Origin of the sequence: Mediterraneibacter gnavus ATCC 29149 (genome assembly GCF_008121495.1) — a bacterium.
Lineage (GTDB): Bacteria > Bacillota > Clostridia > Lachnospirales > Lachnospiraceae > Mediterraneibacter > Mediterraneibacter gnavus.
Genome location: NZ_CP043051.1, coordinates 2,185,259 through 2,209,217, shown reverse-complemented (window position 1 = coordinate 2,209,217; position 23,959 = coordinate 2,185,259). Strand labels below are relative to the sequence as shown.

The 23,959-nt window shown below is 47.2% G+C and carries 17 protein-coding genes and 1 pseudogene; 7 read left to right on the top strand and 11 right to left on the bottom strand.

Features of this window, described 5'->3' with window-relative positions:
- Positions 1-9: 9 nt before the first annotated feature.
- The 8 genes from FXV78_RS10815 to ssnA all read right to left on the bottom strand — a co-directional run bounded on the left by FXV78_RS10815 (position 10) and on the right by ssnA (position 11,841).
- A complete protein-coding gene (locus FXV78_RS10815; protein ID WP_004843103.1) occupies positions 10-1,053 on the bottom strand; it encodes a sulfate/molybdate ABC transporter ATP-binding protein in 1,044 nt (347 codons plus the stop codon).
- Between the two features lie 5 nt (positions 1,054-1,058).
- Positions 1,059-1,733 (bottom strand): molybdate ABC transporter permease subunit, encoded by a 675-nt coding sequence (gene modB / locus FXV78_RS10810; RefSeq protein ID WP_004843102.1) that lies wholly within the window; start codon positions 1,731-1,733, stop codon positions 1,059-1,061.
- 17 nt (positions 1,734-1,750) lie between these two features.
- Entirely contained in the window at positions 1,751-2,569 is an 819-nt protein-coding gene (gene modA / locus FXV78_RS10805; RefSeq protein ID WP_004843101.1) for a molybdate ABC transporter substrate-binding protein, read from the bottom strand.
- A 123-nt stretch (positions 2,570-2,692) separates the two neighbouring features.
- Positions 2,693-5,263, bottom strand: coding sequence for a selenium-dependent xanthine dehydrogenase (xdh, locus tag FXV78_RS10800; RefSeq protein WP_004843100.1), 2,571 nt, complete (start codon positions 5,261-5,263; stop codon positions 2,693-2,695).
- A gap of 30 nt (positions 5,264-5,293) precedes the next feature.
- Complete coding sequence (gene yqeB / locus FXV78_RS10795) at positions 5,294-6,652, bottom strand: selenium-dependent molybdenum cofactor biosynthesis protein YqeB (protein WP_004843099.1); 1,359 nt, start codon at positions 6,650-6,652, stop codon at positions 5,294-5,296.
- Positions 6,649-7,410: a selenium cofactor biosynthesis protein YqeC gene (gene yqeC, locus FXV78_RS10790; RefSeq protein ID WP_004843098.1), complete on the bottom strand. Its 762-nt coding sequence runs from the start codon at positions 7,408-7,410 to the stop codon at positions 6,649-6,651. Before yqeC ends, yqeB begins: the two co-directional genes overlap by 4 nt.
- 92 nt (positions 7,411-7,502) lie before the next feature.
- Positions 7,503-10,496, bottom strand: coding sequence for a putative selenate reductase subunit YgfK (ygfK, locus tag FXV78_RS10785; protein ID WP_004843097.1), 2,994 nt, complete (start codon positions 10,494-10,496; stop codon positions 7,503-7,505).
- Between the two features lie 13 nt (positions 10,497-10,509).
- The gene (gene ssnA, locus FXV78_RS10780; protein WP_039959723.1) at positions 10,510-11,841 is read right to left on the bottom strand and encodes a putative aminohydrolase SsnA; all 1,332 of its coding nucleotides are present in this window, start codon (positions 11,839-11,841) and stop codon (positions 10,510-10,512) included.
- Between the two features lie 243 nt (positions 11,842-12,084).
- Between ssnA and FXV78_RS10775 the strand changes: the two genes are divergently transcribed.
- Genes FXV78_RS10775 through FXV78_RS10745 form a run of 7 tightly spaced genes read left to right on the top strand, consistent with a single transcriptional unit; the run spans position 12,085 to position 19,311 of the window.
- Complete coding sequence (locus FXV78_RS10775; RefSeq protein ID WP_009245863.1) at positions 12,085-12,735, top strand: helix-turn-helix transcriptional regulator; 651 nt, start codon at positions 12,085-12,087, stop codon at positions 12,733-12,735.
- A gap of 23 nt (positions 12,736-12,758) precedes the next feature.
- Positions 12,759-13,964 carry a diaminopropionate ammonia-lyase gene (gene dpaL / locus FXV78_RS10770; protein ID WP_004843094.1) on the top strand — a complete coding sequence of 402 codons (1,206 nt, stop codon included), beginning with the start codon at positions 12,759-12,761 and terminating at the stop codon, positions 13,962-13,964.
- Positions 13,965-14,007: 43 nt separating this feature from the next.
- Positions 14,008-15,318, top strand: coding sequence for a YgeY family selenium metabolism-linked hydrolase (locus FXV78_RS10765; protein ID WP_009245864.1), 1,311 nt, complete (start codon positions 14,008-14,010; stop codon positions 15,316-15,318).
- Positions 15,319-15,377: 59 nt separating this feature from the next.
- Positions 15,378-16,571 (top strand): knotted carbamoyltransferase YgeW, encoded by a 1,194-nt coding sequence (gene ygeW, locus FXV78_RS10760; protein WP_004843092.1) that lies wholly within the window; start codon positions 15,378-15,380, stop codon positions 16,569-16,571.
- Between the two features lie 57 nt (positions 16,572-16,628).
- Positions 16,629-17,012, top strand: coding sequence for a RidA family protein (locus tag FXV78_RS10755; RefSeq protein WP_004843091.1), 384 nt, complete (start codon positions 16,629-16,631; stop codon positions 17,010-17,012).
- 2 nt (positions 17,013-17,014) lie between these two features.
- Positions 17,015-17,962: a carbamate kinase gene (gene arcC / locus FXV78_RS10750; RefSeq protein WP_004843090.1), complete on the top strand. Its 948-nt coding sequence runs from the start codon at positions 17,015-17,017 to the stop codon at positions 17,960-17,962.
- Between the two features lie 17 nt (positions 17,963-17,979).
- Positions 17,980-19,311 (top strand): uracil-xanthine permease family protein, encoded by a 1,332-nt coding sequence (locus FXV78_RS10745; RefSeq protein ID WP_004843089.1) that lies wholly within the window; start codon positions 17,980-17,982, stop codon positions 19,309-19,311.
- A gap of 75 nt (positions 19,312-19,386) precedes the next feature.
- On the opposite strand, the gene FXV78_RS10740 is transcribed toward FXV78_RS10745, so the two are convergent.
- The 3 genes and pseudogenes from FXV78_RS10740 to FXV78_RS10730 form a co-directional block, all read right to left on the bottom strand.
- Entirely contained in the window at positions 19,387-20,793 is a 1,407-nt protein-coding gene (locus tag FXV78_RS10740) for a glycoside hydrolase family 32 protein (RefSeq protein WP_004843088.1), read from the bottom strand.
- Positions 20,790-22,714, bottom strand: a pseudogene (locus tag FXV78_RS10735) (glucose PTS transporter subunit IIA). The gene FXV78_RS10740 and the pseudogene FXV78_RS10735 overlap by 4 nt, the downstream one beginning before the upstream one ends.
- A 158-nt stretch (positions 22,715-22,872) precedes the next feature.
- Positions 22,873-23,832, bottom strand: a complete 960-nt coding sequence (locus tag FXV78_RS10730) for a LacI family DNA-binding transcriptional regulator (RefSeq protein ID WP_039959722.1) — start codon at positions 23,830-23,832, stop codon at positions 22,873-22,875.
- Positions 23,833-23,959 lie beyond the last annotated feature (127 nt).

The following is a 23,959-nucleotide window of genomic DNA, read 5'->3' as shown; positions in this document are numbered from 1 at the left end:
CACATCCTCCTATTCTTCTAAAAGCAAAATTCGTTTCGGGTCCACCTGTACCCACTGCGGGATCTGTGTCTGTTCCCGCTCCATCTTCATCCACATATTTTCTTTCGGATTTTCTCTGTTTCGAAATAAAATCGTCCACTCAAACGGCGCGCGTACCTCGCGGTCCACAGCCACCGGAATTTTATTCTCACTATCATGTGACGAAGTATCCGCCGGATGAAAATCATGCGCCCGAATTCCTACATGGGTGATTTTTTCTGAAACTTTCCGGTCTACCGTCAGTTCCACGCCCCAATCCATTGCATACACTTTATGCATTCCACGCTTTTTCGCTCTCGAAATATTTTTACATCCTGTCAGCCTCGCTGCAATAACACGCTCCGGCTGTTCAAACAGTTCTTTCGTATCTTTTGAAACCAGAATTTCGCCCTGGCCCATCACCATCGTTCTGTCACACAACTTGTATATTTCATCCCGGTCATGACTTACAATGATTGTCGTTTTTCCAAACTCCCGGAGATGTTGTTTCAACTCAAACTGGAGTTCTTCTTTTAAGTAACTGTCCAGTGCAGAAAACGGCTCGTCCAAAAGGAGCAGTTCCGGTTCACAAGCCAGTATCCTCGCCAGGGCCACTCTCTGCTGCTGTCCTCCAGAAAGACGGGCGGGATAGCCGGATGCCAGCTCTGACAGATGAAATTTTTCCATCATTTCCATTGCCCGCTCTCTTTTCGCCGCCTTTTTTCCCTGGATTCCTGCTTCAATATTTTGAAACACTGTCATATTGGGAAATAAGGCATAACTCTGAAACAAATATCCCACACTGCGTTTTCTGGGCGGCAGATTTACTTTATGACCTCTGTGAAACAATTCCCGTTTTCCCAGGCAGATTTTTCCCGAATCGGGTGTCTCGATTCCGGCAATCGCTTTGAATGTCATACTTTTTCCGCAGCCTGAAGCTCCCAGAATCCCGATACATCCGCCTTCTGCCTGAAATTGTATATGCAGGGGAAAGTTCTTGAGTTTTTTCTCAAAATTCACTTCTAATACGTTCATCTGTACTACCTCCGGCTAAATTTCTGAAATCCGTGCGTGACTGCATTCATTCCTGTCACTACCAGGAATGAAATGATCACCAGAATCCACACATACTGATACGCTTCTTCCATATTTCCGGCTGACACCGCGGAATATACTGCAAGCGGAAGCGTTCTGGTCTCTCCTGCAATATTTCCTGCGATCATGGCAGTTGCTCCAAACTCTCCTAATCCTCTTGCAAATGCAAGGATTCCGCCTGACAAAATTCCGGACATAGCGTTTGGAAACCATACTTTCCAGAAAATGCACCATTCGGACATCCCAAGCGTCCTGCCTGCATAAAGGAGGTTTTCATCTACCTGCTGCAGCGCTCCTCTTGCCGAACGGTACATCAAAGGGAACGAAATCGCCACTGCTGCCAATACTGTTGCCTGCCATGAAAATGCAATCTTTGTCCCGAAAAATTCCAGAAAAAATCTCCCCACCGGGCGTTTTACCCCAAAGATGTACAACAGGAAAAATCCTGCCACCGTAGGCGGCAGGACAAGAGGAAGCGTCAGAATACCGTCACAGACCAGCTGCAGCTTTCTGCTGCGGATACGCTCCACGCCATATGCGGCTGCCAGTCCCAGAAAAAAAGTGATCACAATGGACACAGAAGCCGTTTTCATAGAAACAATGATCGGTGAAATCTCCATGTGCTCTCCTTCCCCAGTTACTCTGCATTCTTCTGAAAACCGTAGGATTCAAATACTTTCAGTGCCTCTTCGGACTGTAAAAACTCTACAAATTTTTCCGCTGCATCTTTATGCTTCGATGCGCTTACCACGCCGACCGGATAAATTGCAGGCTCTGCCAGACTGTCTTTCGGTGCTTCTGCCACTACTTTCACCTTATCTGTAGTCGCTGCATCTGTCGCATACACGATTCCGGCGTCTGCACTGCCCTCTTCTACCCATTTTAAAACTTCTGTAACATTGGTTCCGAGACTTGCCTTTGCAGACACTGTATCCCAGATTCCCAGATTGGTCAGCACTTCTTTCGAATACTGTCCTACCGGAACACTTTCCGGATCTCCGATTGCGATCACATTTGCTTTGGTAATATCCTCAAAGTTCTGCAGATCCTGCGTAGAATCTGCTGCTGTGATCAGTACGATCTGATTCTGAAGAAGATCTACCACAGAGTCCTTCTCCACCAATCCCTGCTCCGTCAGCGCATTCATCTGCTTCGTCGCCGCTGACATAAAGACATCTGCCTCAATCCCCTCTTCGATCTGTGTCTGTAATTTTCCCGAACTGTCATAGGTGCCTTTTACGGTAATATTCGGATTTTCCTTTTCAAACATAGGAAGCAGTTCTTCTTCATAAGAATATTCCAGACTCGCTGCAGCAGCCACCAGTAATTCTGCCGGTTTTTCCTCCTGCTTTGTTTCTTTTGTCTGTTCTTCTGTTTTTACTTCTCCGCATCCTGCAAGCAGGGAACCTGTCAATGCTGCCAGTGCCAGAATACTCCAGATTTTTCTTCGTTTCATCTCATACCTCCTCGTTTTGTGTTTTTCTTTTATTATACATCAAGTTATTTTCAAAAACAACTTGATGTGTAAATCGCGCAGGCGTTGAATCTCCTGAGAAATCAGCGCCTGCTCATTTCTTCTTTATTTCTTTTTCTTTTCATACGGTGTTCCATGAAGCGGCAGCTTCGTCTGGAACTCACCAGTCAGTTTATAATAGGCTCCCGTGATCGCCGGAGCTGTCGGGATTGATGTGATCTCTCCAATTCCGATTGCACCGTATCCCGGTTCTACTCCTGTTTTCTCGATGATCATGGACTCAATATGCGGCACCTTATCTGCCCGGAACAATCCCAGTGTTCCAAATCTGGAAACCGGACGCCCTTCCTTGATCTCATACTGTTCTGTCAGTGCATATCCCATTCCCATGACAACACCGCCCTCAATCTGGCCTTCCACACTGATTGGATTTACGGCTTTCCCCACATCATGGGCTGCCACCATTTTCTGAATCGTTCCATCTTCATTCAAAATACAGACCTGTGTTGCATATCCATATGCCACATGAGAAACCGGATTCGGAACATCACTGCCCATTTTATCCGTCTTTGCAAGATATTCTCCGTAGTATTCCTTTCCTTCCAGTTCCTGAAGTGAATGTGTCTTTAAATCTTCACACAATTTTTCACAGGCCCGTTTTGCCGCTTCTCCTGTGATCAATGTCTGTCTGGAACCGGATGTCGTTCCGGAATCCGGAGAATTGGATGTGTTTGCAGGACAGTACCAAATCTGCTCCACCGGAATCTGAGCGGTCTGCGAAACCACCTGTGTCAGGACTGTTCCAAGTCCCTGACCGATACAGGAAGCTCCCGCATGAATCTGTACCATTTTATTCTGCACCAGCAGACGGCATCTTCCCCAGTCCGGCAGCCCCACGCCTACACCGGCATTTTTCATCGCACAGGCGATTCCTGCATACGGCGCCTGTTCATAAATCTCTTTGACAGCCTCCAGTGTCTCTGCAATTCCTGTAGAGGCATCTGCGATCTGTCCGTTTGGAAGCACCTGTCCGGGCCGCACCGCATTCCGATATCGGATCTCCCATGGAGAGATTCCCACCATCTCCGCCAGCAGATCCAGATTCCGTTCTGCTCCAAAACAGGTCTGTGTCACACCGAATCCGCGAAATGCTCCAGCCGGCGGATTGTTGGTATACACGGCTTTTCCGTCAATGTCAATGGTCTGGAAATTGTAAGGCCCTGCCGCATGGGTACAGGCTCTTTGCAGAACCGGTCCGCCCAGAGATGCATACGCACCTGTATCCGATACAACTACAGCTTTCATTGCAGTCAGATATCCGTTCTCATCACATGCTGTGGTAATATCCATCCACATCGGATGCCGTTTGGGATGCACGGTGATACTTTCCTGTCTGGACAGCTTTACTTTAACCGGACGCTTTGTCAGGTATGCCACCAGTGCGGCATGATGCTGTACACTGACATCCTCTTTTCCACCAAATCCGCCGCCTACCAGCTTGTTTTCCACAATCACTTTTTCCGGCGGAAGTCCAAGCATCATACTGCATTCGTGCTGGGTATCGTAGGTTCCCTGATCCGAAGAATAGATAAATACTCCGTCATCAAACGGCATGGCCACTGCACACTCCGGCTCCAAAAAGGCATGTTCCGTCCACGGAGTTTCATAATGTCTGGTCACTTTATATTTCGAGTTGGCGATCACTTCTTCTGCATTTCCTCTGACCAGATGCTCATGGGCGAGTACATTTCCATCCGGCTGGATTCCCGGATGAATGCGGGGTGCGTCCTCTTTTAATGCTTCAAACGGATCCAGCACCGGTTGCAGCACTTCGTAATCCACCTTTACCAATGCCTTTGCACGTTCCAGAATCTCCGGTGTCTCTGCTGCGATCAGACAAATGGCATCTCCCAGATAATGTGTCACATGTCCGACCGGGATCATTGTATCCCAGTCCGGTTTCAGATGTCCCACCTTCACAGAACCCGGAATATCATCCGCCGTATATACTCCGATCACACCTTCTAATTCCAATACCTTCTCTGTATGGATCGCCAGCACTTTTGCTCTTGGATATTCGGAGCGCACCGCACTGGCATAGATCATATCATCCAGATACACATCATCCGGATACTGCCCGGTTCCAAGAACTTTCTCCTTTGCATCCACACGCAGGATCGGTGCCCCGACAGAGACCACGCCGCTGTTCTCTTTGGCCGGAAGATCTTCCCGAAACATCTTTGCTGAGAGCAGGATCGCCTCGATGATCTTTTGATATCCGGTACAGCGGCAGATATTATTCCGAATGGTTGCCGCCGCCTCAACACGGCTCGGATCCGGATTCTGATCCAGAAGCCCCTTGGCGCACATCACCATGCCCGGAATGCAGAATCCGCACTGCACCGCGCCGACCTTTGCAAATGCATATGCATAAACTTCTTTCTCCCGTTCACTCAGCCCTTCCACTGTGACTACAGATTTTCCCTGCAGCTTGGAAAGCATTGGAATACATGCCTTTGTGGCTTTTCCATCCACCAGCACCGTGCAGGTTCCGCACGCGCCCTGGCTGCATCCGTCCTTTACTGAAGTAAGCCTTAAATCATCCCGAAGAAACCGCATCAGCTTCGTATCCTGCTCCACCTCATAATCTTTTCCATTTACATGAACCATCAGCATATGAAAACCTCCTTTGGGGTACTCCCCGTTTTATTCCGTCATGTCTTCTCTCCTGTCAATGTCTTTTAATTCTTCCGGCGCACACTCCACGATCCGGATCTTCTCTTCATATTGCTTCATCAGCTGTCTGCCGCCCGTATCCCCGGTCAGATGCATAAGCTCCTGAAAATACGTGCTTCCCCACAATACCGGATTTCCGCGCATTCCATCATATCCGGCACAGACAATGCTGTTTTTATGAAGGCATCCCTCGTTTAAAATCTTCTGGATTGTAGCAGCCTGGATTCCCGGCTGATCGCAGACCAGAAACAACACACCCTCCAGGTCTGGATTTTGTGAGAGCAGTTCCTGCAGCGCCAAACTGACAGAATGTGAAATTCCCTGTTCCGGCTGTCTGTTCTCTACAATATGGATCCCCAGGCGCTGCGCTTCTTCTGCCAGTGCTTCTCTTGCGGTCACGACCACCCTGGAAAGTCCCGAAAATGCTTCCAGCTTCTCAAGTGCATGCCGATAAAGAGGGATTCCCTGAAATTTTTCCGACAACTTGTCACTTCCAAACCGTTTTGCTTCCCCTGCTGCCAGAAGTGCCACTCCATAATTTCCATAGATCTGTCCAAACAGAGATACCGCTTCCAGCACACCGCCTCCGACTGCCCTTGCTTTGTCCGAGATTGTAACACAATGCTCTGGTTCACATCTGGCATCAATGTCTCCGATCTTCAATCCTTCTGTGACCTGTACATCCTTCTGGAGCATTCCGCGGACAATTCCGCTCATCTTTGCATAGACCGGCTGCTTCCCGGTCCTGGCAACAAGCTGGCCTTTTTCTACGGTATCTCCGATTTCTGCCACAGGCTCCATGATTCCATCTGCACTGGCACGGATCAGACGCTCGGTTGTAAAGCCGCCTATATTTCCCGGAACTCCGGTATTTGGGATTGCTTCTTTTTCCCAGATCACATTTCCCAGTGTATGTCCTCTTTTTGTCTCGATGACACAGTGACAGTCTTTTCCTGCGTAAAATCCCGGTCCTACACCGATGACAAACGGCGCGTCCGTGATCCGGGTTCCCAGATTCTTCTTTGCCAGGATTGCATCCACTACTACATCTGGATGAAACGACCCGATAATATCTGCTTCTGGATCCACCAGTACCGGAATCTCTCCTCTTTGTAAGATCCTGTCTGCTTCTGCAGCATCCTTTACCAGCACCCCTTTTAAATCTTCCACCTCTGCCTCGTTTTCGTAAACTGCTCTGGAGAGCGCCACGCTTCGCCGCACGGTCAGCGGAACCGCAATCTCTGTCATCACAATCTGATGTCCTGCATGGTATAAGCGAGAGGCAATTCCTGTTGCCAGATCTCCTGCTCCTTTGATTACAATCTTCATTCTTCTTCCTGCCTTCCTTCTGCTGTCACTGTCACATCTGCAAACCCGCGTTTTTCCAATTCCCGGCAGATTTCCTGCGCAAACTGTCTTCTTCGCGTGGTGTCTGCTTTATTTAAAATCACCTGATACCGCATGGTTTCTTTGACATTCTTTTTCCCGCCGCGGCTTTCAAGTGCCAGCCGCGCAATATCCACTGCTGATATCGGGTCTGTTATCTTCTTCTCCAAAATTTCTGCTGCCAGCCCGGGACGAAAACACGCCTCCCGAAAGGACTTTCCCACTGCGTCCAGACCGTAAACTGCCAGCACCCGTGTACTTTTTTGATAGATGACCGGCTCCCACGACTCCGGTACTTTGCAGGGAAGCCTTCTGGCTCCGTCTGCCTCGATCAAAAACAAATCCGGACCATACTTTCTCACCTCATCCAGAAGCGCTTCTGAAACACCTCTGACCTTTTCCGGATTATCATCCTGTTCTCCAAACCACACCTGATGAGTCTGCCCCCATCTTTGTGTAATGCGCTCTGCATCCGCACCGAGTAAAAAATGCGGTTCTTTTTTCATCCGTGTGGTCGTGGTCACTGCCACATTTTTCTGTCTTTTTTCCATTTCATCCGTAAGCCTGCGGATCGTAGTTGTTTTTCCTCCTGCTCCCACTACAGAGATCACTTCTTTTGCTGTCTCTGTAATCTGCAGTCCATCTAAGAGGGACTTCTTGATCTGTAGATTTCCGCTTTCCCATTTCCATATACTTGTCATGTCTGTTTGCTGTCTCTTTCTTTTTTTAGGGCTTCTTCATCAGAAGCCCCTTTCACTTTACCGAAATCCCACAGATCCTGCAACCTTTGATTTTACCGAATCAAATAAGAGTAATCCCTGCACACAGTTTCAATCATGCGTCCCAGTCCATCCGGAAGAGCTGCCGGTTTCTCCGGTTCCCAGATAAAGGTCTTCCCAAAGAAGCGTACCTTACAGCGTCGGGTCTCTTGATCCAGAACTGCAAATCCCTGATTCTTACTGTTTTCCATATCTGCTTCTGTTTCGAAAAGTGTGAATTTATCCAGATATGGAGCGCTGGAATATGGACAGAAACTCTTACAGTTGCCGCACTCATTACACAGATAATCTACATGGATGATCTGGTGTTTTTCCATCCCCGGTACCTGAATGGCAATATTTGCACGGTTTGGACAGACTTCTACGCAGTTTTCACAGATTGTCGAGCATCCCAGGCATCTGCCTGCCTCTTTTGTCTCTTTCTGTTCCTCTTTTAATACCCCTCTCTTGGCATAGACCTTTTCTTCCTCTGCCAGTTTATCAAAATCACACGCCAACACTTCTCCTGCAATTGCCTCAGCCACTTTTCGTCCGTCCCGGATCGCCTCTACAACTGTTGCCGGTCCATACAGACCATCGCCTGCTGCATAGACATTGTCATCACTGGTTTTTAATGTCTTTTCATCGACATATAATCTTCCCTTTTCCGATACTGCCAGACCGTTTGCCTGATACCAGTCTGTCGGCACTTTTTCTCCAACTGCAGCGATCACCGTATCTGCCGGAACCCAAACTGTCTCCCCGGTCTCTGTCACTCCTCTTCTGCCCGATACATCATAATCGGAAAGCTGCATCACTTTGCAGAAAAGCTGGCCGTTTTCCAGTTTTACAGGAGACAATAACTCTTTGAATTCCACTCCATCTTCCAGGGCCATCACCAGTTCTTCTTCATCCGCCGGCATATACCGTCTCGTTCTTCTGTAAATCAGATAAACATGCTCCACGCCTGCGTTTCGTTTTGCCGCTCTTGCAGTATCCATGGCTGTGTTTCCGCCTCCGATAACAACCACATGTTTTCCAAGTGAAACCTTACCGTCTGTCTGTTTAAATTCTGCCAGAAATTCCAGTGCATTTTTCGGCATTCCGCTTTCCAGCTTTAAGCTTCCCTGAACCGGAGCTCCCACTGCCAGTACGATCTTTGTATATCCCTGCTTTTTCAGTTCTTCCAAAGATTCCAACTTTGTATTGCAGTGGATGTCCACCTGCATCTTTCTTAAGATTTCCGCATCTTTTTCAATGGCATCCTCCGAAATACGAAATGGCGGAATCACGTGACGTACTACGCCTCCTAAAGATTCTTTTGCCTCAAATAGCGTAACTTCCATACCACCTTTTCTGAGGAAGTATGCAGCCGCCATTCCTGCCGGGCCGCCTCCGATGACTGCCGCTTTTCCTGCTTTTGTCACTGCCGGCACCGGAAGTTTTTCAAGCAGCGCCTCATATCCATTTTCTGCCGCTTTTAATTTCATCTCCCGGATATGAACAGGTGTCTCATAAAAGTTTCTGGTACATTTGCTCATACAGTTATGTGCACAGATCGTTCCTGTAATAAACGGAAGCGGGTTCTTCTCTGTGATCACTTCCATTGCTTCCTCATACTTTTCTTCTCCCACAAGCTGCAGATACGTTGTGATATCCTGATGGATCGGGCATCCCTCTTTACACGGCGCCACGAAACAATCCATGAGCGGAACTTCTTTTTTCATCTTTCTTGACGGCAAAGGCTTCATTGCCTTCACATGATGCGGGTCTTTCACCGCCTCTTCTGCAAGTTTTCCTGCAGATTCTGCGTCCACTTTTTCAAACGGAGCATTCTCCTTGTCCAGAAGCTTTGCCATCTGCGTCAGTCTCTGATAACCGCCCGGTTTCAAAAGAGTCGTTGCCACAGTAACCGGCCAGATGCCTGCATCCACAATTCTTTCTATATTATAGTAATCCGCTCCTCCGGAATAGGAAATACGAAGCCTTCCGTCAAATTCTTTTGCCAGTTTTGCTGCCAGTGAAATGGACAACGGATACAAGGATTTTCCTGACATATACATCTCTTCGCTTGGAAGCTCATTCTGTTTCACATCCACAGGGAACGTATTGGTGATCTTCACACCAAACTCCAGATTTCTCTCTTTCGCCGTATTCATCAGGCGTGTCAGCATCGGAACTGCATCTTCATACTGCAGGTCATCCTTAAAGTGGAAGTCTCCAAACTGTATGTAATCATATCCCATCTCATCCATGGTCTTTCTCGCAAACTCATATCCAAGCAGTGTCGGATTGCATTTTACAAAGGTATGGAATCCTTTTTCCGTAAGCAGATACATGGCGATCCGTTCAATCTCCTGCGGAGGACATCCATGCAGTGTGGAAAGTGTCACGGAATTGCAGATTTCCGGCGGGATCTGCTCGATATCTTCTGTTGTCACGTGCTCAAACCAATCCGCATGTTCCAGTAAATATGCCTTGCAGTGCTTGAAAATCTCTGTATCTTCTGCGTGTTTCATGGAATTCAGGAAGGTATCCACCTTCGGGGACTGGATGCCTGCCAGATCATATCCCACACTGACATTAAACTGAAATCCATTCATATCTCCAAGTCCAAACTCTTTGGCGATCACTTTCAATAAGAACCAGGCTTTGATATACTCTTCCATTGCCTGCGGTACTGTCAGCTCTGTGGACCACTCGCAGTTATATCCTTCATCATCCGCCTTGATACACGGACGGTTGATGCATGCCGCCAGCTCTTCTCCATCCATGATCTGTACGGTCTTCAATTCAAAGAAACGACTGCCGGCATAGTAGGCTGCCACAATATTCTGTGTCATCTGCGTATGCGGACCGGCTGCCGGTCCAATCGGCGTCTCCAGAGTACGCCCGAACATCGTCCGGTTATGTGTTCCATCTGCCCGGTACGCATGATGCTGTCCGAACACGGTTCCTCTTTTTTTCTTTTCCTGTAATACCCATTCTACCAACTGTTCAAATGACATCGGTGTCATAACTTCACTCATCCTCATGCCCTCCTTATGCGTTGATCCTCTCAGCCAGCTCTTTTGCCGCCTGTCTGCAGTCTGCCATCACTTTTGCTTCATCTATAGATACAAGTTCTCTGTCTTTCATCAATACTTTTCCATTCGCCACTGTGGTTACTACCTGTTTTCCAGTCATACCGAATAAAATGTGGCTGTTTGCATTGTCCCCGTTCATCGGTGTCAGCGGATCATAATCCACAACAATCACATCTGCAGCAGCTCCTTCTTTCAATACACCAAGCTTCTGCGGGAAATAACGCTCTGCAATTTTGACATTTCCGTCAAAAAGCATCTGCGGAACCTCTCCCCATGCGGCATTCGGATCACACAGATGATGCTTGTGCAGTACGTTTGCCACTTTGTAAGACTCTGTCATATCATGAGTATATCCGTCTGTTCCAAGTCCGGTCAGGATCCCTCTGTGCACCAGTTCCATCGTCGGCGGACATCCGCAGGCATTGCCCATGTTGGATTCCGGATTGTGTACCACCATTGTGTTCGTCTCTTTGATCAGATCCATCTCATGGCCGTTGATATAAATGCAATGTCCAAGCAGTGTCTTTTCTCCCAGGATTCCCCAGTCCATCAGACGATCCACGATCCGCTTTCCATAATGTTTCAGACAATGATGCAGATCTTCGATCCCTTCTGCCACATGGATATGATATCCCACGCCGTCTGGCTTGTTCGCTGCCGCCAGCTCCATCGTCTCATCAGAAATTGTAAACTGTGCATGCATTCCCATCATGCCCGCGATCATGCCGGTATCCTCTTTTTGTGCATGACGGATAAACTCTGCATTTTCCATAACGGAATCTCTTGCCTTATCCTTCCCGTCACGATCCGAGATCTCATAGCATAAACAGGAGCGGACTCCGGTTTCTTTCGCAGCCCTTTCAATCTCATATAAAGAACCACGGATGGAACCAAAGCTTGCATGATGGTCAAATACCGTTGTCACACCATTTTTGATCGAATCAATATATGTAGCCATGGCGCTTAAATATGTATCATGCAAGGTCAGATTGCGGTCAATCGTCCACCACATCCCATCCAGAATATCTAAAAATCCTTTTGGGTCATATCCTTTGACGGACAGTCCTCTTGCGAATGCACTGTAAATATGTTCGTGTGCATTGATAAAGGCAGGCATGATCACCTTGCCCTTTGCATCCAAAAACTCCGCATCCGGATACGCCGCCTTCACTTCCGAAAGCGTACCAGCCTTCACGATTTTTGTCCCGTCAATCACCACGGCCCCGCATTCCAGATATGGATTGTCCGCATCTCTTGTGATCATCCTGCCGTTTCCTAAAATAAGCATATCAACCTCTCCTTTTCTTTTTGAAAGTCTTCTATTTTTGTGCATATCTTCCAGAACCGCTTTTGCTGTTTATAGAATACCATCAAAACTGCACAAATGCAACACGATTCTAAAACTTTTTTAGGTATTCTAAAACTTTTTTAGAGAAACTATTGATTTTATGGATTTTTATGATATTATGAGTTTAGAAGCAGTTGTTTTTGACAGATTTTACCAATGTTTTTCACAAAGGGAGGGATGACTATGGATCATACACTCAAGCTTCTAAAGCAAATGGCGCATGGTATTGCAAAACAGTTCGGAACTTCCTGTGAAGTTGTCATTCATGATCTGAACAAGGACCTGGAGACCTCCATCGTCCACATTGAAAACGGACAGGTGACACACCGCAAGTCCGGAGACGGACCTTCCGGGATCGTACTGGAGACCTTGCACAAAAACGCTGCCAAAGTACAAGATAAGCTTTCTTATCTCACACGCACGGAGGACGGCCGGATTTTGAAATCCAGTACCCTTTACATACGGGATGCCGATGAAAAGATTTCTTATATCTTTTCCATCAACTATGACATTACAGCACTTCTTACGATAGACAGTGCACTGGGGTCGCTTCTTCACACCGAACCGGAAACAGATACTTACACAGTCAGCAAGCCTCACTCGCCGCAGACGATCACACGCAATGTAGAAGAGCTGTTAAACGATCTGATGCAGCAGGGCGTGGCACTGGTCGGAAAACCGGTGGCTTTAATGACCAAGGAAGATAAGATTCAGGTGGTCCGCTATCTGAATGATGCCGGTGCGTTTCTGATCACAAAATCAGGAGATAAGGTTGCAAATCTTCTCAATATTTCTAAATTTACACTTTACAGTTATATGGATGCAGGAAAATAGCAGATCATAAGGAGGTTTTACACATGGAGACAATCAAATGGGCAGTCAATCATATGCCGAAGACCGAGGATGCCAACCTTCCGGTCATGGCACTTTCCGAGGTGGAAAAAGCCCGCACGTTCCACGAAAGTTTTCCGCAATACAGTGTCACACCACTCGTAAAACTGAACCACATGGCCGAAAAATTAGGACTTGGTTCACTTTACATCAAGGATGAATCCTATCGATTCGGACTCAATGCTTTTAAAGTCCTTGGCGGATCCTTTGCCATGGCACGTTACATCGCACAGCAGACAGGGAAAGATGTCAGCGAGCTTCCCTACAACATCCTCACTTCTGAAGCGCTCAAAAAAGAGTTCGGTCAGGCCACCTTCTTTACTGCAACCGATGGAAACCATGGACGCGGAGTTGCCTGGGCTGCCAACAAGCTCGGACAAAAGGCAGTTGTCCTGATGCCTAAAGGAAGTACACAGACACGGTTAAACAACATCCGAAAAGAAGGCGCCACTGCTACGATCGAAGAATGCAACTACGATGAATGCGTGCGCATGGCTGCCGATATGGCTGCCAGAACTGAACATGGTATCATCGTGCAGGATACTGCGTGGGACGGCTATGAAGAAATTCCGGCATGGATCATGCAGGGATACGGAACCATGGCCATGGAAGCCGACGATCAACTTCATGAAGACGGCTGCGAAGCCCCGACTCATGTATTTATCCAGGCTGGTGTCGGATCCCTTGCCGGTGCTGTTCAGGGATATTTTGCGAACCGCTATCCCAAGACCCCGCCGAAAGTGGTCGTTGTGGAAGCCGAAGCGGCTGCCTGCCTTTACAAAGGAGCTGCTGCCGGAGACGGTGCGATCCGCATTGTAGACGGTGACATGCCGACGATCATGGCCGGGCTTGCCTGCGGCGAACCGAACACCATCTCCTGGGATATCTTAAAGAATCATGTGGATACCTTTGTTGCTGCACCAGACTGGGTCGCTGCAAAAGGAATGCGGATGCTCGCCGCACCGATCAAGGGAGATACGCCGGTCACTTCCGGAGAATCCGGAGCCGCACCGTTTGGAACGCTCGCCTGCATCATGTGCATGGACGAATATCAGGAATTAAGAGAACACCTGGGCCTGGATGAAACTTCCCGGGTACTGCTTTTCTCCACCGAAGGAGATACCGATCCTACACGTTACGAATCCATCGTATGGGACGGCAATGAACGTTAGATCAGGAAACCATTTCATTATGTTTATCAAGGAGGATTTTAAAATGGATTTCAACAAAATCAAAGAAGCTGCACAGAACTATGAAGCGGATATGACAAAATTTCTCAGAGAGATCGTAAAATTCCCGGGTGAGAGCTGTGGGGAAAAGGATCACATTGAACGGATCGCCGAAGAGATGCGGAAACTGGATTTTGATAAAGTCGAGATCGATCCGCAGGGAAATGTACTCGGATATATGGGAACCGGAGAGACACTCATCGGATTTGATGCACATATTGACACCGTTGGTATCGGAAACCGTGACAACTGGGAATTCGATCCATATGAAGGATTCGAATCTGACACAGAGATCGGAGGACGTGGTACTTCTGATCAGCTCGGAGGTATCGTCTCTGCAGTTTACGGTGCAAGGATCATGAAAGATCTGGGGCTTTTAAGTGACAAATATACAGTCCTTGTCACAGGAACCGTACAGGAAGAAGACTGCGACGGCCTCTGCTGGCAATACATCATCAACGAAGATAAAGTCCGTCCGGAATTTGTGGTATCCACAGAACCGACTGACGGCGGTATCTACCGCGGACAGAGAGGACGTATGGAGATCCGTGTAGACGTCAAAGGCGTATCCTGTCACGGCTCTGCACCGGAGCGTGGAGACAATGCAATCTACAAGATGGCTGATATCCTGCAGGATGTCCGTGCACTGAACGAAAACGATGCCGAAGAGACAACTGAAATCAAAGGACTCGTAAAAATGCTGGATGAAACATATAATCCGGAATGGGAAGAAGCAAGATTCTTAGGACGGGGTACCATCACAACTTCTGAAATTTTCTTCACTTCTCCAAGCCGCTGTGCGGTTGCAGACTCCTGCTCTGTTTCTCTGGATCGCCGTATGACTGCCGGAGAGACATGGGAAAGCTGTCTGGATGAGATCCGTGCACTTCCAAGCGTACAGAAATATGGGGAGGATGTAACGGTTTCCATGTACAACTATGACAGACCATCCTATACCGGACTGGTATATCCGATCGAATGCTACTTCCCGACCTGGGTCATTCCAAAAGACCACAAAGTCACAAAAGCTCTGGAAGAAGCCTACAAGGGACTTTACGGAGAAGAAAGGATTGGAACACCAGAGACTGCTAAGATGAGAAAAGCCCGCCCACTGACTGACAAATGGACGTTCTCTACAAACGGCGTTTCCATCATGGGACGAAACGGCATTCCTTGTATCGGATTTGGTCCTGGAGCAGAAGCACAGGCTCATGCACCAAATGAAAAGACCTGGAAGGCAGACCTGGTAGTATGTGCCGCTGTTTACGCTGCACTGCCGACTTTATATTGTAAGTAAACTTTCAAAATAACAAGAAACACAACAGGCACAGCCTGAGTATATGGAGGAATCACACTATGAAAACATTACAGGATTACATCGATAAACTGAACGCACTCAACTTCAAAGACATGTACAACTCTGACTTTTTCCTGACCTGGGAAAAAACAGACGACGAACTGGAAGCAGTATTTACACTGGCAGACGCACTCCGTTTTATGAGAGAAAACAACATCTCCACAAAAGTATTTGAAAGCGGACTCGGAATCTCTTTATTCCGTGACAATTCCACACGTACCCGCTTCTCATTTGCTTCCGCATGTAACCTGCTCGGACTTGAGGTGCAGGATCTGGATGAAGGAAAATCGCAGATTGCGCATGGTGAGACGGTTCGTGAGACAGCCAACATGATTTCTTTCATGGCAGATGTCATCGGAATCCGTGATGATATGTACATCGGAAAAGGAAATGCTTATATGCACGAAGTCGTAGATGCTGTGACAGAAGGACACAAAGACGGGATTCTTCAGCAGAAACCGACACTTGTCAACCTGCAGTGCGACATCGACCATCCGACACAGGCAATGGCCGATATGCTGCACATCATCCATGAATTCGGCGGTGTCGAGAATCTGAAAGGCAAGAAGATCGCCATGTCCTGGGCATACTCTCCTTCCTACGGAAAACCGCTCTCTGTTCCACAGGGTGTGATCGGACTGATGACACGTTTTGGAATGGACGTTGTACTGGCACATCCGGAAGGATATGAAGTCTTCTCGGAAGTGGAGGCTGTTGCTGCCGAAAATGCGAAAAAATCCGGCGGTTCTTTCACAAAGACCAACAATATGGCAGAAGCTTTCAAAGATGCCGACATCGTTTATCCAAAGAGCTGGGCGCCGTTTGCTGCCATGGAAAAACGTACTGAATTATATGGAAACGGTGACTTTGCGGGAATCGATGCTCTGGAAAAAGAACTTCTGGAACAGAACGCACAGCACAAAGACTGGGCTTGTACAGAAGAACTGATGAAGACGACCAAAGACGGTAACGCGCTCTACCTGCACTGTCTGCCTGCAGATATCACAGGTGTCAGCTGCGAATCCGGTGAAGTCGATGCCAGCGTATTCGACCGCTACAGAACACCACTTTATAAAGAAGCCAGCTACAAACCGTATATCATCGCAGCCATGATCTTTCTTGCAAAATTTGCAGATCCTGCTGATATCTTAAAGAAGCTGGAAGAGAAATCCACACCTAGAGTTTTTGAGTAAAACCTGTTATACTAGAACACGATGCGAAATGGATTATATTCAAGGAGGGACTAAGCTATGCTAAAATATGTAGAAACCAAAAATGCACCGGCAGCAATCGGACCTTATTCTCAGGGAATCATCTGTAACGGAATTGCGTTTTTCTCCGGTCAGATCCCGCTCTCTCCGATAACAGGAGAAGTGGTCGGAACCACGATCGAAGAACAGACAGAACAGGTGATGTTAAACATCAAAGCGCTTCTTGAAAGCCAGAATGCAGATTTTACAGATGTGGTAAAAACAACCTGTTTCCTTGCAGACATGGGTGATTTCGCTGCATTCAATGAAATCTATGCAAAATATTTTACAGGAAAACCGGCGCGCTCCTGCGTTGCTGTAAAAGATCTTCCAAAAGGAGTTTTATGTGAGGTAGAAACAATCGCATCAATCAGGGAGGAATAGATATGACAAGGAAGAAACGAATTGTCATCGCCCTGGGCGGAAACGCCCTGGGCAACACCCTTCCGGAACAGATGGCAGCTGTCAAGATCACAGCGCACGCCATCGTTGATCTGATCGAGGAAGGATGTGAAGTTGTGATTGCTCATGGAAATGGCCCTCAGGTAGGAATGGTCAACAACGCAATGCTCGCCCTGACTCACGAAGATGCACACCAGCCCAATACCCCTCTTTCTGTCTGTGTTGCCATGAGCCAGGCTTATATCGGCTATGATCTGCAGAACGCTCTCCGTGAAGAGCTCTTAAATCGCAATATCACCGATATTCCTGTCGCAACTATGATCACACAAGTACGTGTGGATGAACATGATCCAGCTTTTGCCTGTCCGTCCAAACCGATCGGACGTTTTCTTACAAAAGAACAGGCAGACGAAATGTCGCAGAAATATGACTACATTATGAAAGAAGATGCCGGAAGAGGCTACCGTCGTGTCGTAGCTTCTCCAAAACCACAGGAGATCATTGAAATCGGCACAATCCGGACGATGGTGGATTCCGGTGACCTTGTCATTGCCTGTGGCGGCGGAGGAATTCCGGTCATTCGTCAGGGCAATCATCTAAAAGGTGCCAGTGCAGTCATAGACAAAGATTTTGCCAGTGCGCTTCTCGCAAAAGAACTGGATGCAGATGTTCTGATCATCCTCACTGCTATAGAAAAAGCAGCCATTCATTTCGGGACACCAGAACAGACATGGCTGGATGATATCACAGTAGCTGAAGCAAAACAGTATATTGCAGAAGGTCATTTTGCTCCCGGCTCCATGCTTCCGAAGATGCAGGCGGCCGTAGAATTTGCAGAATCTGCACCCGGAAGGCAATCTTTGATCACATTACTAGAAAAAGCCAGAGAAGGAATTCAGGGGCTTACAGGAACCCGGATCCATCTCGAATAAAGGGGGACACCTTATTTATGAAACATCAGACAACCCGCTCTACCATTTTTGAACTAAGCGGAGTGCCTGCCCTTAATCAGGCATTTCCACTTGCACTGCAGCATGTTGTCGCAATGATCGTCGGCTGTGTAACGCCTGCTATCATTGTATCCGGTGTAGCCGGACTTTCGGAAGCTGACTCTGTTATTTTAATTCAGGCTGCCTTGGTCACTTCCGCACTTGCCACATTGTTACAACTGTTTCCATTTATCAAGACCCGGTATCTTACAATCGGATCCGGCCTTCCGGTCATCATGGGCATCAGCTTTGCCTATGTTCCGAGTATGCAGTCCATTGCCGAAGAGTATGATGTCGCCACCATTTTAGGTGCTATGATCGCAGGTGGTATCGTGGCTGTTTTTGTGGGACTTTTTATCCGGAAGATCCGCAAATTTTTCCCGCCTCTGATCACTGGAACCGTTGTATTTACAATTGGACTTTCTCTGTATCCGACTGCCATTAACTATATGGCCGGAGGGGTAGGCAGCGAAGATTATGGTTCCTGGCAAAATTGGCTGGTCGCTATTTTGACATTGACTATTGTAACGGTATTGAATCATTTTGGAAAAGGAATCTGGAAACTGGCATCCATTCTGATCGGTATCATCGGTGGATATATCATCGCACTGTTCTTCGGAATGGTAGACTTTTCTCCTATCCATGATGCTGCCCTCTTCCAGGTGCCAAGCCCGCTTCATTTCGGAATTCGCTTCGAACCTTCCGCCTGTGTCGCAATCGGTCTTCTGTTTGCAATCAACTCCATTCAGGCAATCGGCGACTTTTCCGCCACAACCAGCGGAGGAATGAATCGTATGCCAACAGATCAGGAACTGCAGGGAGGAATCGTAGGATATGGAATCTCCAATATTCTATTTTCTCTTCTCGGCGGACTCCCGACTGCTACATACAGCCAGAACGTGGGAATCGTTGCAACGACAAAAGTTATCAACCGCTGTGTACTCGGCGGTGCGGCACTGATTCTGTTGATAGCCGGAGTGATCCCGAAATTCTCGTCTCTTTTAACGACAATTCCGTATTGTGTACTCGGCGGTGCCACAGTGTCTGTTTTCGCATCCATCGCCATGACCGGAATGAAACTGATCACATCACAAAATATGACATTTCGCAATACTTCCATCGTGGGACTTGCGGCAGCACTGGGAATGGGAATCTCACAGGCAAGTGATTCTCTTGCCAGCTTCCCGGACTGGTTTGTGATGATCTTCGGCAAATCACCGGTTGTAGTGGCTACATTGCTTGCAGTACTCCTCAACATTGTACTGCCCAAAGACAAAGAAGATGCAAACTGATTTGTACATTTGACAGTCTTTCTTACATAACAAAAATGTTCCCATCAGAAAATCCCGATGGGAACATTTTTGCTTTTACAGCTCCCAGAATGCAATCTTGGCATCCAAAGCTTCTATTTTTATTTCATAATCCTGCGGATAATACCTTGTAGAAAACACAGTCTCTCCATCATTGACAAACACTTCTACAGAAGAAACATCTGCAAGAATCCGGACGTTTCTGACTTCACTTACTTCCCGGAATCTAAGACTTCTTCCCGCGGATACGGACGTCTTATCCTGGCTTGTAAACTTCATCTCAAATCTTCCGTTTACATATTCCAGAACCAGTTCTTTTGCCAGTACTGCGCGGAAGTGATTTCCTGTGATATTCTGCACCTCTGCCTCAAAGACTTTTGTACCTTTCTTCTCCAGAACAGAGACTGCTCTTTCTTCTCCTCTGCGCAGTGCTTCCAGTTCTTTTACCGGTTGCTGAAGCACTTTTTTATCTTTGACATGCACTTCTCTTGGAAATGTAAAGCAGTGCTGCCATCCATCTTCCAGCGTCAGGTTTGTGTATTCCTCACAATCCGGCATTCCCATCCAACTGATGTGGATCCGGCGTCCATCCTCACTTTCAAAACTCTGCGGTGCATAATAATCAAATCCATAGTCCCAGAGTTCATAGTCAGAAAGCACATACTCGGAAAGGATATCCCCCTCTACCAGAAAATATCCGGACTGGTACACATTTCGTGCATTCCACACGCCGCCTTCCAGCCCCTGCACGGAAGTCGATAAAATCTTTCTGCCTTCTGTTTCAAAATAGTCTGGGCACTCCCACATATATCCAAATCGCTCTGCTGTCTTTACATCGCTTTTGTAGATCCAGTTCAGCTGATCCTCAGACTCAAAAATCAGCACTTTTCCTTCATCTTTCTGCGTTCTGGCTCCCTGCACCATGTAATACATGCCGTTTTCTTTCCAGACTTTCGGATCACGTACATGGCAGGTCAGATCCTGCGGATAATCACTGTTTCTCATCAGTTCTCTTTTTCTGCCAAAATGCTCTCCGTCCTCGCTGACCACCAGAACTGTGTTTGCCTCCCGGCCGGTTCGGATATAGTCAAATTCTCCGTCCTCAAGCTTCACATTTCCGGTATAATACAGGTACATCTTTCCGTCTTCAATAAACGCTGATCCCGAATACACGCCATGGCAGTCAAACGGCTGATCCGGATACAGGCTGACACCCTCGTATTTCCATTCGATCATATCCCGGCTTGTATAGTGTCCCCACATCTTCAGACCACCCGTTGCATTAAATGGCGAATATTGAAAAAATGCGTGGTAGATTCCTTTGAACTGACACAGTCCGTTGGGATCATTGAGCCATCCTGTCGGCGGCATCAGATGCAGCTTCTGGCGGAAACGGTCTTTGCCGTCTGCACACGCTTCTGCCGACTTTGTTAAACCTTCCAGATCTCTTGTCAATGCATTCATATCTCTATCTCCTCGTATTTTTTATGAAGTACCATCATTTTTTCTCCACAGCTGACATGATCTGCAGAAACCTTTTCCACATCATAGTCATCTGCATTGGTAAGAATCATCATCGTTGTTGTCTCGTAACCCTCTTTTCGGATCGCATCCAGATCCATCTTAAGAAGTACATCTCCCGCATGAACATAATCTCCGTCTGCCACACACTTTGTAAATCCTCTGCCTTCCATTTTTACGGTATCAATTCCTGCATGGATCAAAAGCTCTCCACCGGATGGTGTGGTCATACAAACTGCATGCCCCGTATCATAAATACTCAGGATCGTACCGTCACAAGGGGCTACAAGCTCCGCTGCTTCCGGCTCTACAGCAACAGTTGTTCCCAGGATTTCCTCCGCAAATGTGGCATCGGAAATCTCAGCTGTCGGAACAACTTTTCCGGAAACGGGACTTCCCAGAGTCTCTTCTGTGACAGCCTCTGCCTGTGAAACCGGAATTTCTTCTGCCGGAATCACTGCTTCTGCCTGCTCTTTTATTTCTTCCTTTTTATCTTTATAAAGGATAAATGATACCGCAAAGGCAACTCCGACTGCGATCGCCATCTCGATCAGATACTGTACCGGCTGGTTCAGACACAGAAGGATACCAAAAATACCTGTCACTCCGGTTCCTTTTGCTCCAAGGTGTACGATTGATGCATAGAGTGCACCGCATCCTCCACCGATACATCCTGCGATGAACGGCTTGAAAAATCTTAAGTTCACTCCAAAGATCGCCGGCTCTGTAATTCCCATAAATGCACTTAAAGATGATGGAAGTGCCAGCGCTTTGATCTTCTTATCTTTTGATTTTACTGCAACTGCAAGCGCTGCTGCTCCCTGTGCCACGTTTGCCGCACTTGCCAGCGGAAGCCAGTAAGTCACTCCATACTGTGCAAGCTGTCCCAGGTCGATCGCTGCATACATCTGATGGATTCCTGTCACTACAGTCGGTGCATACAGACCTCCCATTACGAGACTTCCCAATCCCAGAGGAAGTGTCAGAAGCCACTGGATACAGTTCAGGATCGCATTCTCCGCCCATACAAAGACCGGACCGATAGCTGCCAGTGTCAGATACCCTGTCACAAATACACTTACCAGAGGTGTTACGAACAGATCCAGTACCTCCGGAACAACCTTGTGCAGCTTTTTCTCAATCACAGACATCAGCCATACGGCAATGATAATCGGAATGATATGTCCCTGATATCCAACCATATCAATCTGATAGAGTCCAAAGAATACCGACTGCGTTGCTTTCACACCTTCTGTCGCCACAGTATACGCATTCTGCAGCGCCGGGTTAATTGTGATCATTCCGATTACAGCTCCCAGGTATGGATTCGCACCAAAAGCTTTTGCAGCTGAAAAAGCAATCAGAATCTGTAAAAAGGTATACGCTGTATTACTGAACAGATTCGCAAATACATACAGTGAACTGGTCGTGTCAATATGAATAAAATTGTTCGTATTCATAAAATCAAGAGAGTTCATGATTCCCATCAAAAATCCACTTGCCACAATGGCAGGAATGATCGGAACAAAAATATCTCCCAGAAGCTTGATTGCCCGCATAAACCAGTTCTGCTTCTGTACCGCTGCCTCTTTTGCTTCGCCTTGGAGCTTGCTGTCACTCCTGCAATCTCAATAAACTGATCAAACACCTTGTTGACCGTACCTGTCCCCAGAATGATCTGAAGCTGTCCTGATGCCTCAAACACTCCTTTGACTCCATCTACATTCTCCAGCGCACCTTTGTCTGCCTTCTTGTTATCTGCAATAACCAGGCGCAGTCTGGTCGCACAATGTGCCGCTGAAATGATGTTCTTGCTCCCACCAACATAATTCAAAATTTCCTGTGCGGTTTTTTTGTAATCCATACCTTCATCCCTTTCTTTTTTCTTTGCAAGACTCACGTTTCATGTAATCGATTTCATATCTTGTAAGATTATAATAGTGAAAAAAATGCCATTTGTAAAGATGGCATTTTTACTAATTTATATTTTATTTTTTTTGTATATTTTGCTAGATTTCTGTTTTACAGCAGTTCATATCCAAGCTTAATCTCTGTCGTGAGTGTCTTTCCTGATTCTACCATATCCAGCAGCAATCTGGCGCCTTTTACACCACTTGTCTGGTACCCGAAATGCACGGTTCTGATTCCGCCCGTAACCGCTTTCAGAAACTGATTGTCCCCAAATCCTGTCACCTGAATACTCCTTTGAGGCGAAAGCTGTGCAATTGCTTCGATCACTCCTGCAGCAATGGTATCTGTGGCGCAAGATATGATATCGATATCACTCTCTGATCTCAAAAGATCACATGCCTGCTCATATCCGGACTCCATTGTGAAGCTTGCCCGGCGCAGACATCCTTCCTCCAGCTCTCTGCCAACTGCTCTCAGACCATCCCGGAAGCCGTCTTCTCTGGCTGCACCTGCCGCCTTATCCTCTCTTGTCACACCGATATAAGCAATACGTCCGGACATTTCTTTTCCGATCTGTTCTGCCAGTTCTTTTGCAGCCCCATAATCATCATGGTAAATACAGCTGACCTCGTTTGTCTGCTGTCCGATTACTACGATCGGCACTCTGCACTTTTTCAGTTTTTCCTTGTGCGCACTGGAAAGGACTGTTCCTACCAGAATGATTCCGTCCACCGGATAAGATTCAAACAAATCCATGTATTCCAGCTCTTTGGACGGATCGTTATCTGTGATGGTCAGAAGCATCTGATAGGCTCTTTCTGAAAGTACCTGACCAATTCCCTCTGTAATCCTGCTGATCGACTCTGAATTGATCTTTGGAACAATCACTCCGACCAGGCACGCTCGTTTGGTGCGAAGCGTTCTCGCCTGTACAGACGGGCGGTATCCTGTTTCTTCGATCACTGCCCGGATCCTCTCCTTCTTTTCTTCACTTACGTATCCCCCGTTCATATATCTCGACACTGCTGCACTGGATACCTGCGCAAGCTTTGCAATTTCCTTTATCGTCATAAGTTCTGCTCCTGTGGATTTTCTTTTGACTTTATTATAGAAGTCTCCTCTTCTGTTGTAAAGTAGAAGAACGCTAAAAAGCAGGGACATATCGCCTGTTACGCAATATGTCCCTGCCCTTTTTATC

What these genes read in the sequence shown, in the direction of transcription:
- FXV78_RS10815 (WP_004843103.1), bottom strand. Translation starts at nt 1,053, where the DNA reads ATGAACGTATTAGAAGTGAATTTTGAGAAAAAACTCAAGAACTTTCCC.
- modB (WP_004843102.1), bottom strand. Translation starts at nt 1,733, where the DNA reads ATGGAGATTTCACCGATCATTGTTTCTATGAAAACGGCTTCTGTGTCC.
- modA (WP_004843101.1), bottom strand. Translation starts at nt 2,569, where the DNA reads ATGAAACGAAGAAAAATCTGGAGTATTCTGGCACTGGCAGCATTGACA.
- xdh (WP_004843100.1), bottom strand. Translation starts at nt 5,263, where the DNA reads ATGCTGATGGTTCATGTAAATGGAAAAGATTATGAGGTGGAGCAGGAT.
- yqeB (WP_004843099.1), bottom strand. Translation starts at nt 6,652, where the DNA reads ATGAAGATTGTAATCAAAGGAGCAGGAGATCTGGCAACAGGAATTGCC.
- yqeC (WP_004843098.1), bottom strand. Translation starts at nt 7,410, where the DNA reads ATGACAAGTATATGGAAATGGGAAAGCGGAAATCTACAGATCAAGAAG.
- ygfK (WP_004843097.1), bottom strand. Translation starts at nt 10,496, where the DNA reads ATGAGTGAAGTTATGACACCGATGTCATTTGAACAGTTGGTAGAATGG.
- ssnA (WP_039959723.1), bottom strand. Translation starts at nt 11,841, where the DNA reads ATGCTTATTTTAGGAAACGGCAGGATGATCACAAGAGATGCGGACAAT.
- FXV78_RS10775 (WP_009245863.1), top strand. Translation starts at nt 12,085, where the DNA reads ATGGATCATACACTCAAGCTTCTAAAGCAAATGGCGCATGGTATTGCA.
- dpaL (WP_004843094.1), top strand. Translation starts at nt 12,759, where the DNA reads ATGGAGACAATCAAATGGGCAGTCAATCATATGCCGAAGACCGAGGAT.
- FXV78_RS10765 (WP_009245864.1), top strand. Translation starts at nt 14,008, where the DNA reads ATGGATTTCAACAAAATCAAAGAAGCTGCACAGAACTATGAAGCGGAT.
- ygeW (WP_004843092.1), top strand. Translation starts at nt 15,378, where the DNA reads ATGAAAACATTACAGGATTACATCGATAAACTGAACGCACTCAACTTC.
- FXV78_RS10755 (WP_004843091.1), top strand. Translation starts at nt 16,629, where the DNA reads ATGCTAAAATATGTAGAAACCAAAAATGCACCGGCAGCAATCGGACCT.
- arcC (WP_004843090.1), top strand. Translation starts at nt 17,015, where the DNA reads ATGACAAGGAAGAAACGAATTGTCATCGCCCTGGGCGGAAACGCCCTG.
- FXV78_RS10745 (WP_004843089.1), top strand. Translation starts at nt 17,980, where the DNA reads ATGAAACATCAGACAACCCGCTCTACCATTTTTGAACTAAGCGGAGTG.
- FXV78_RS10740 (WP_004843088.1), bottom strand. Translation starts at nt 20,793, where the DNA reads ATGAATGCATTGACAAGAGATCTGGAAGGTTTAACAAAGTCGGCAGAA.
- FXV78_RS10730 (WP_039959722.1), bottom strand. Translation starts at nt 23,832, where the DNA reads ATGACGATAAAGGAAATTGCAAAGCTTGCGCAGGTATCCAGTGCAGCA.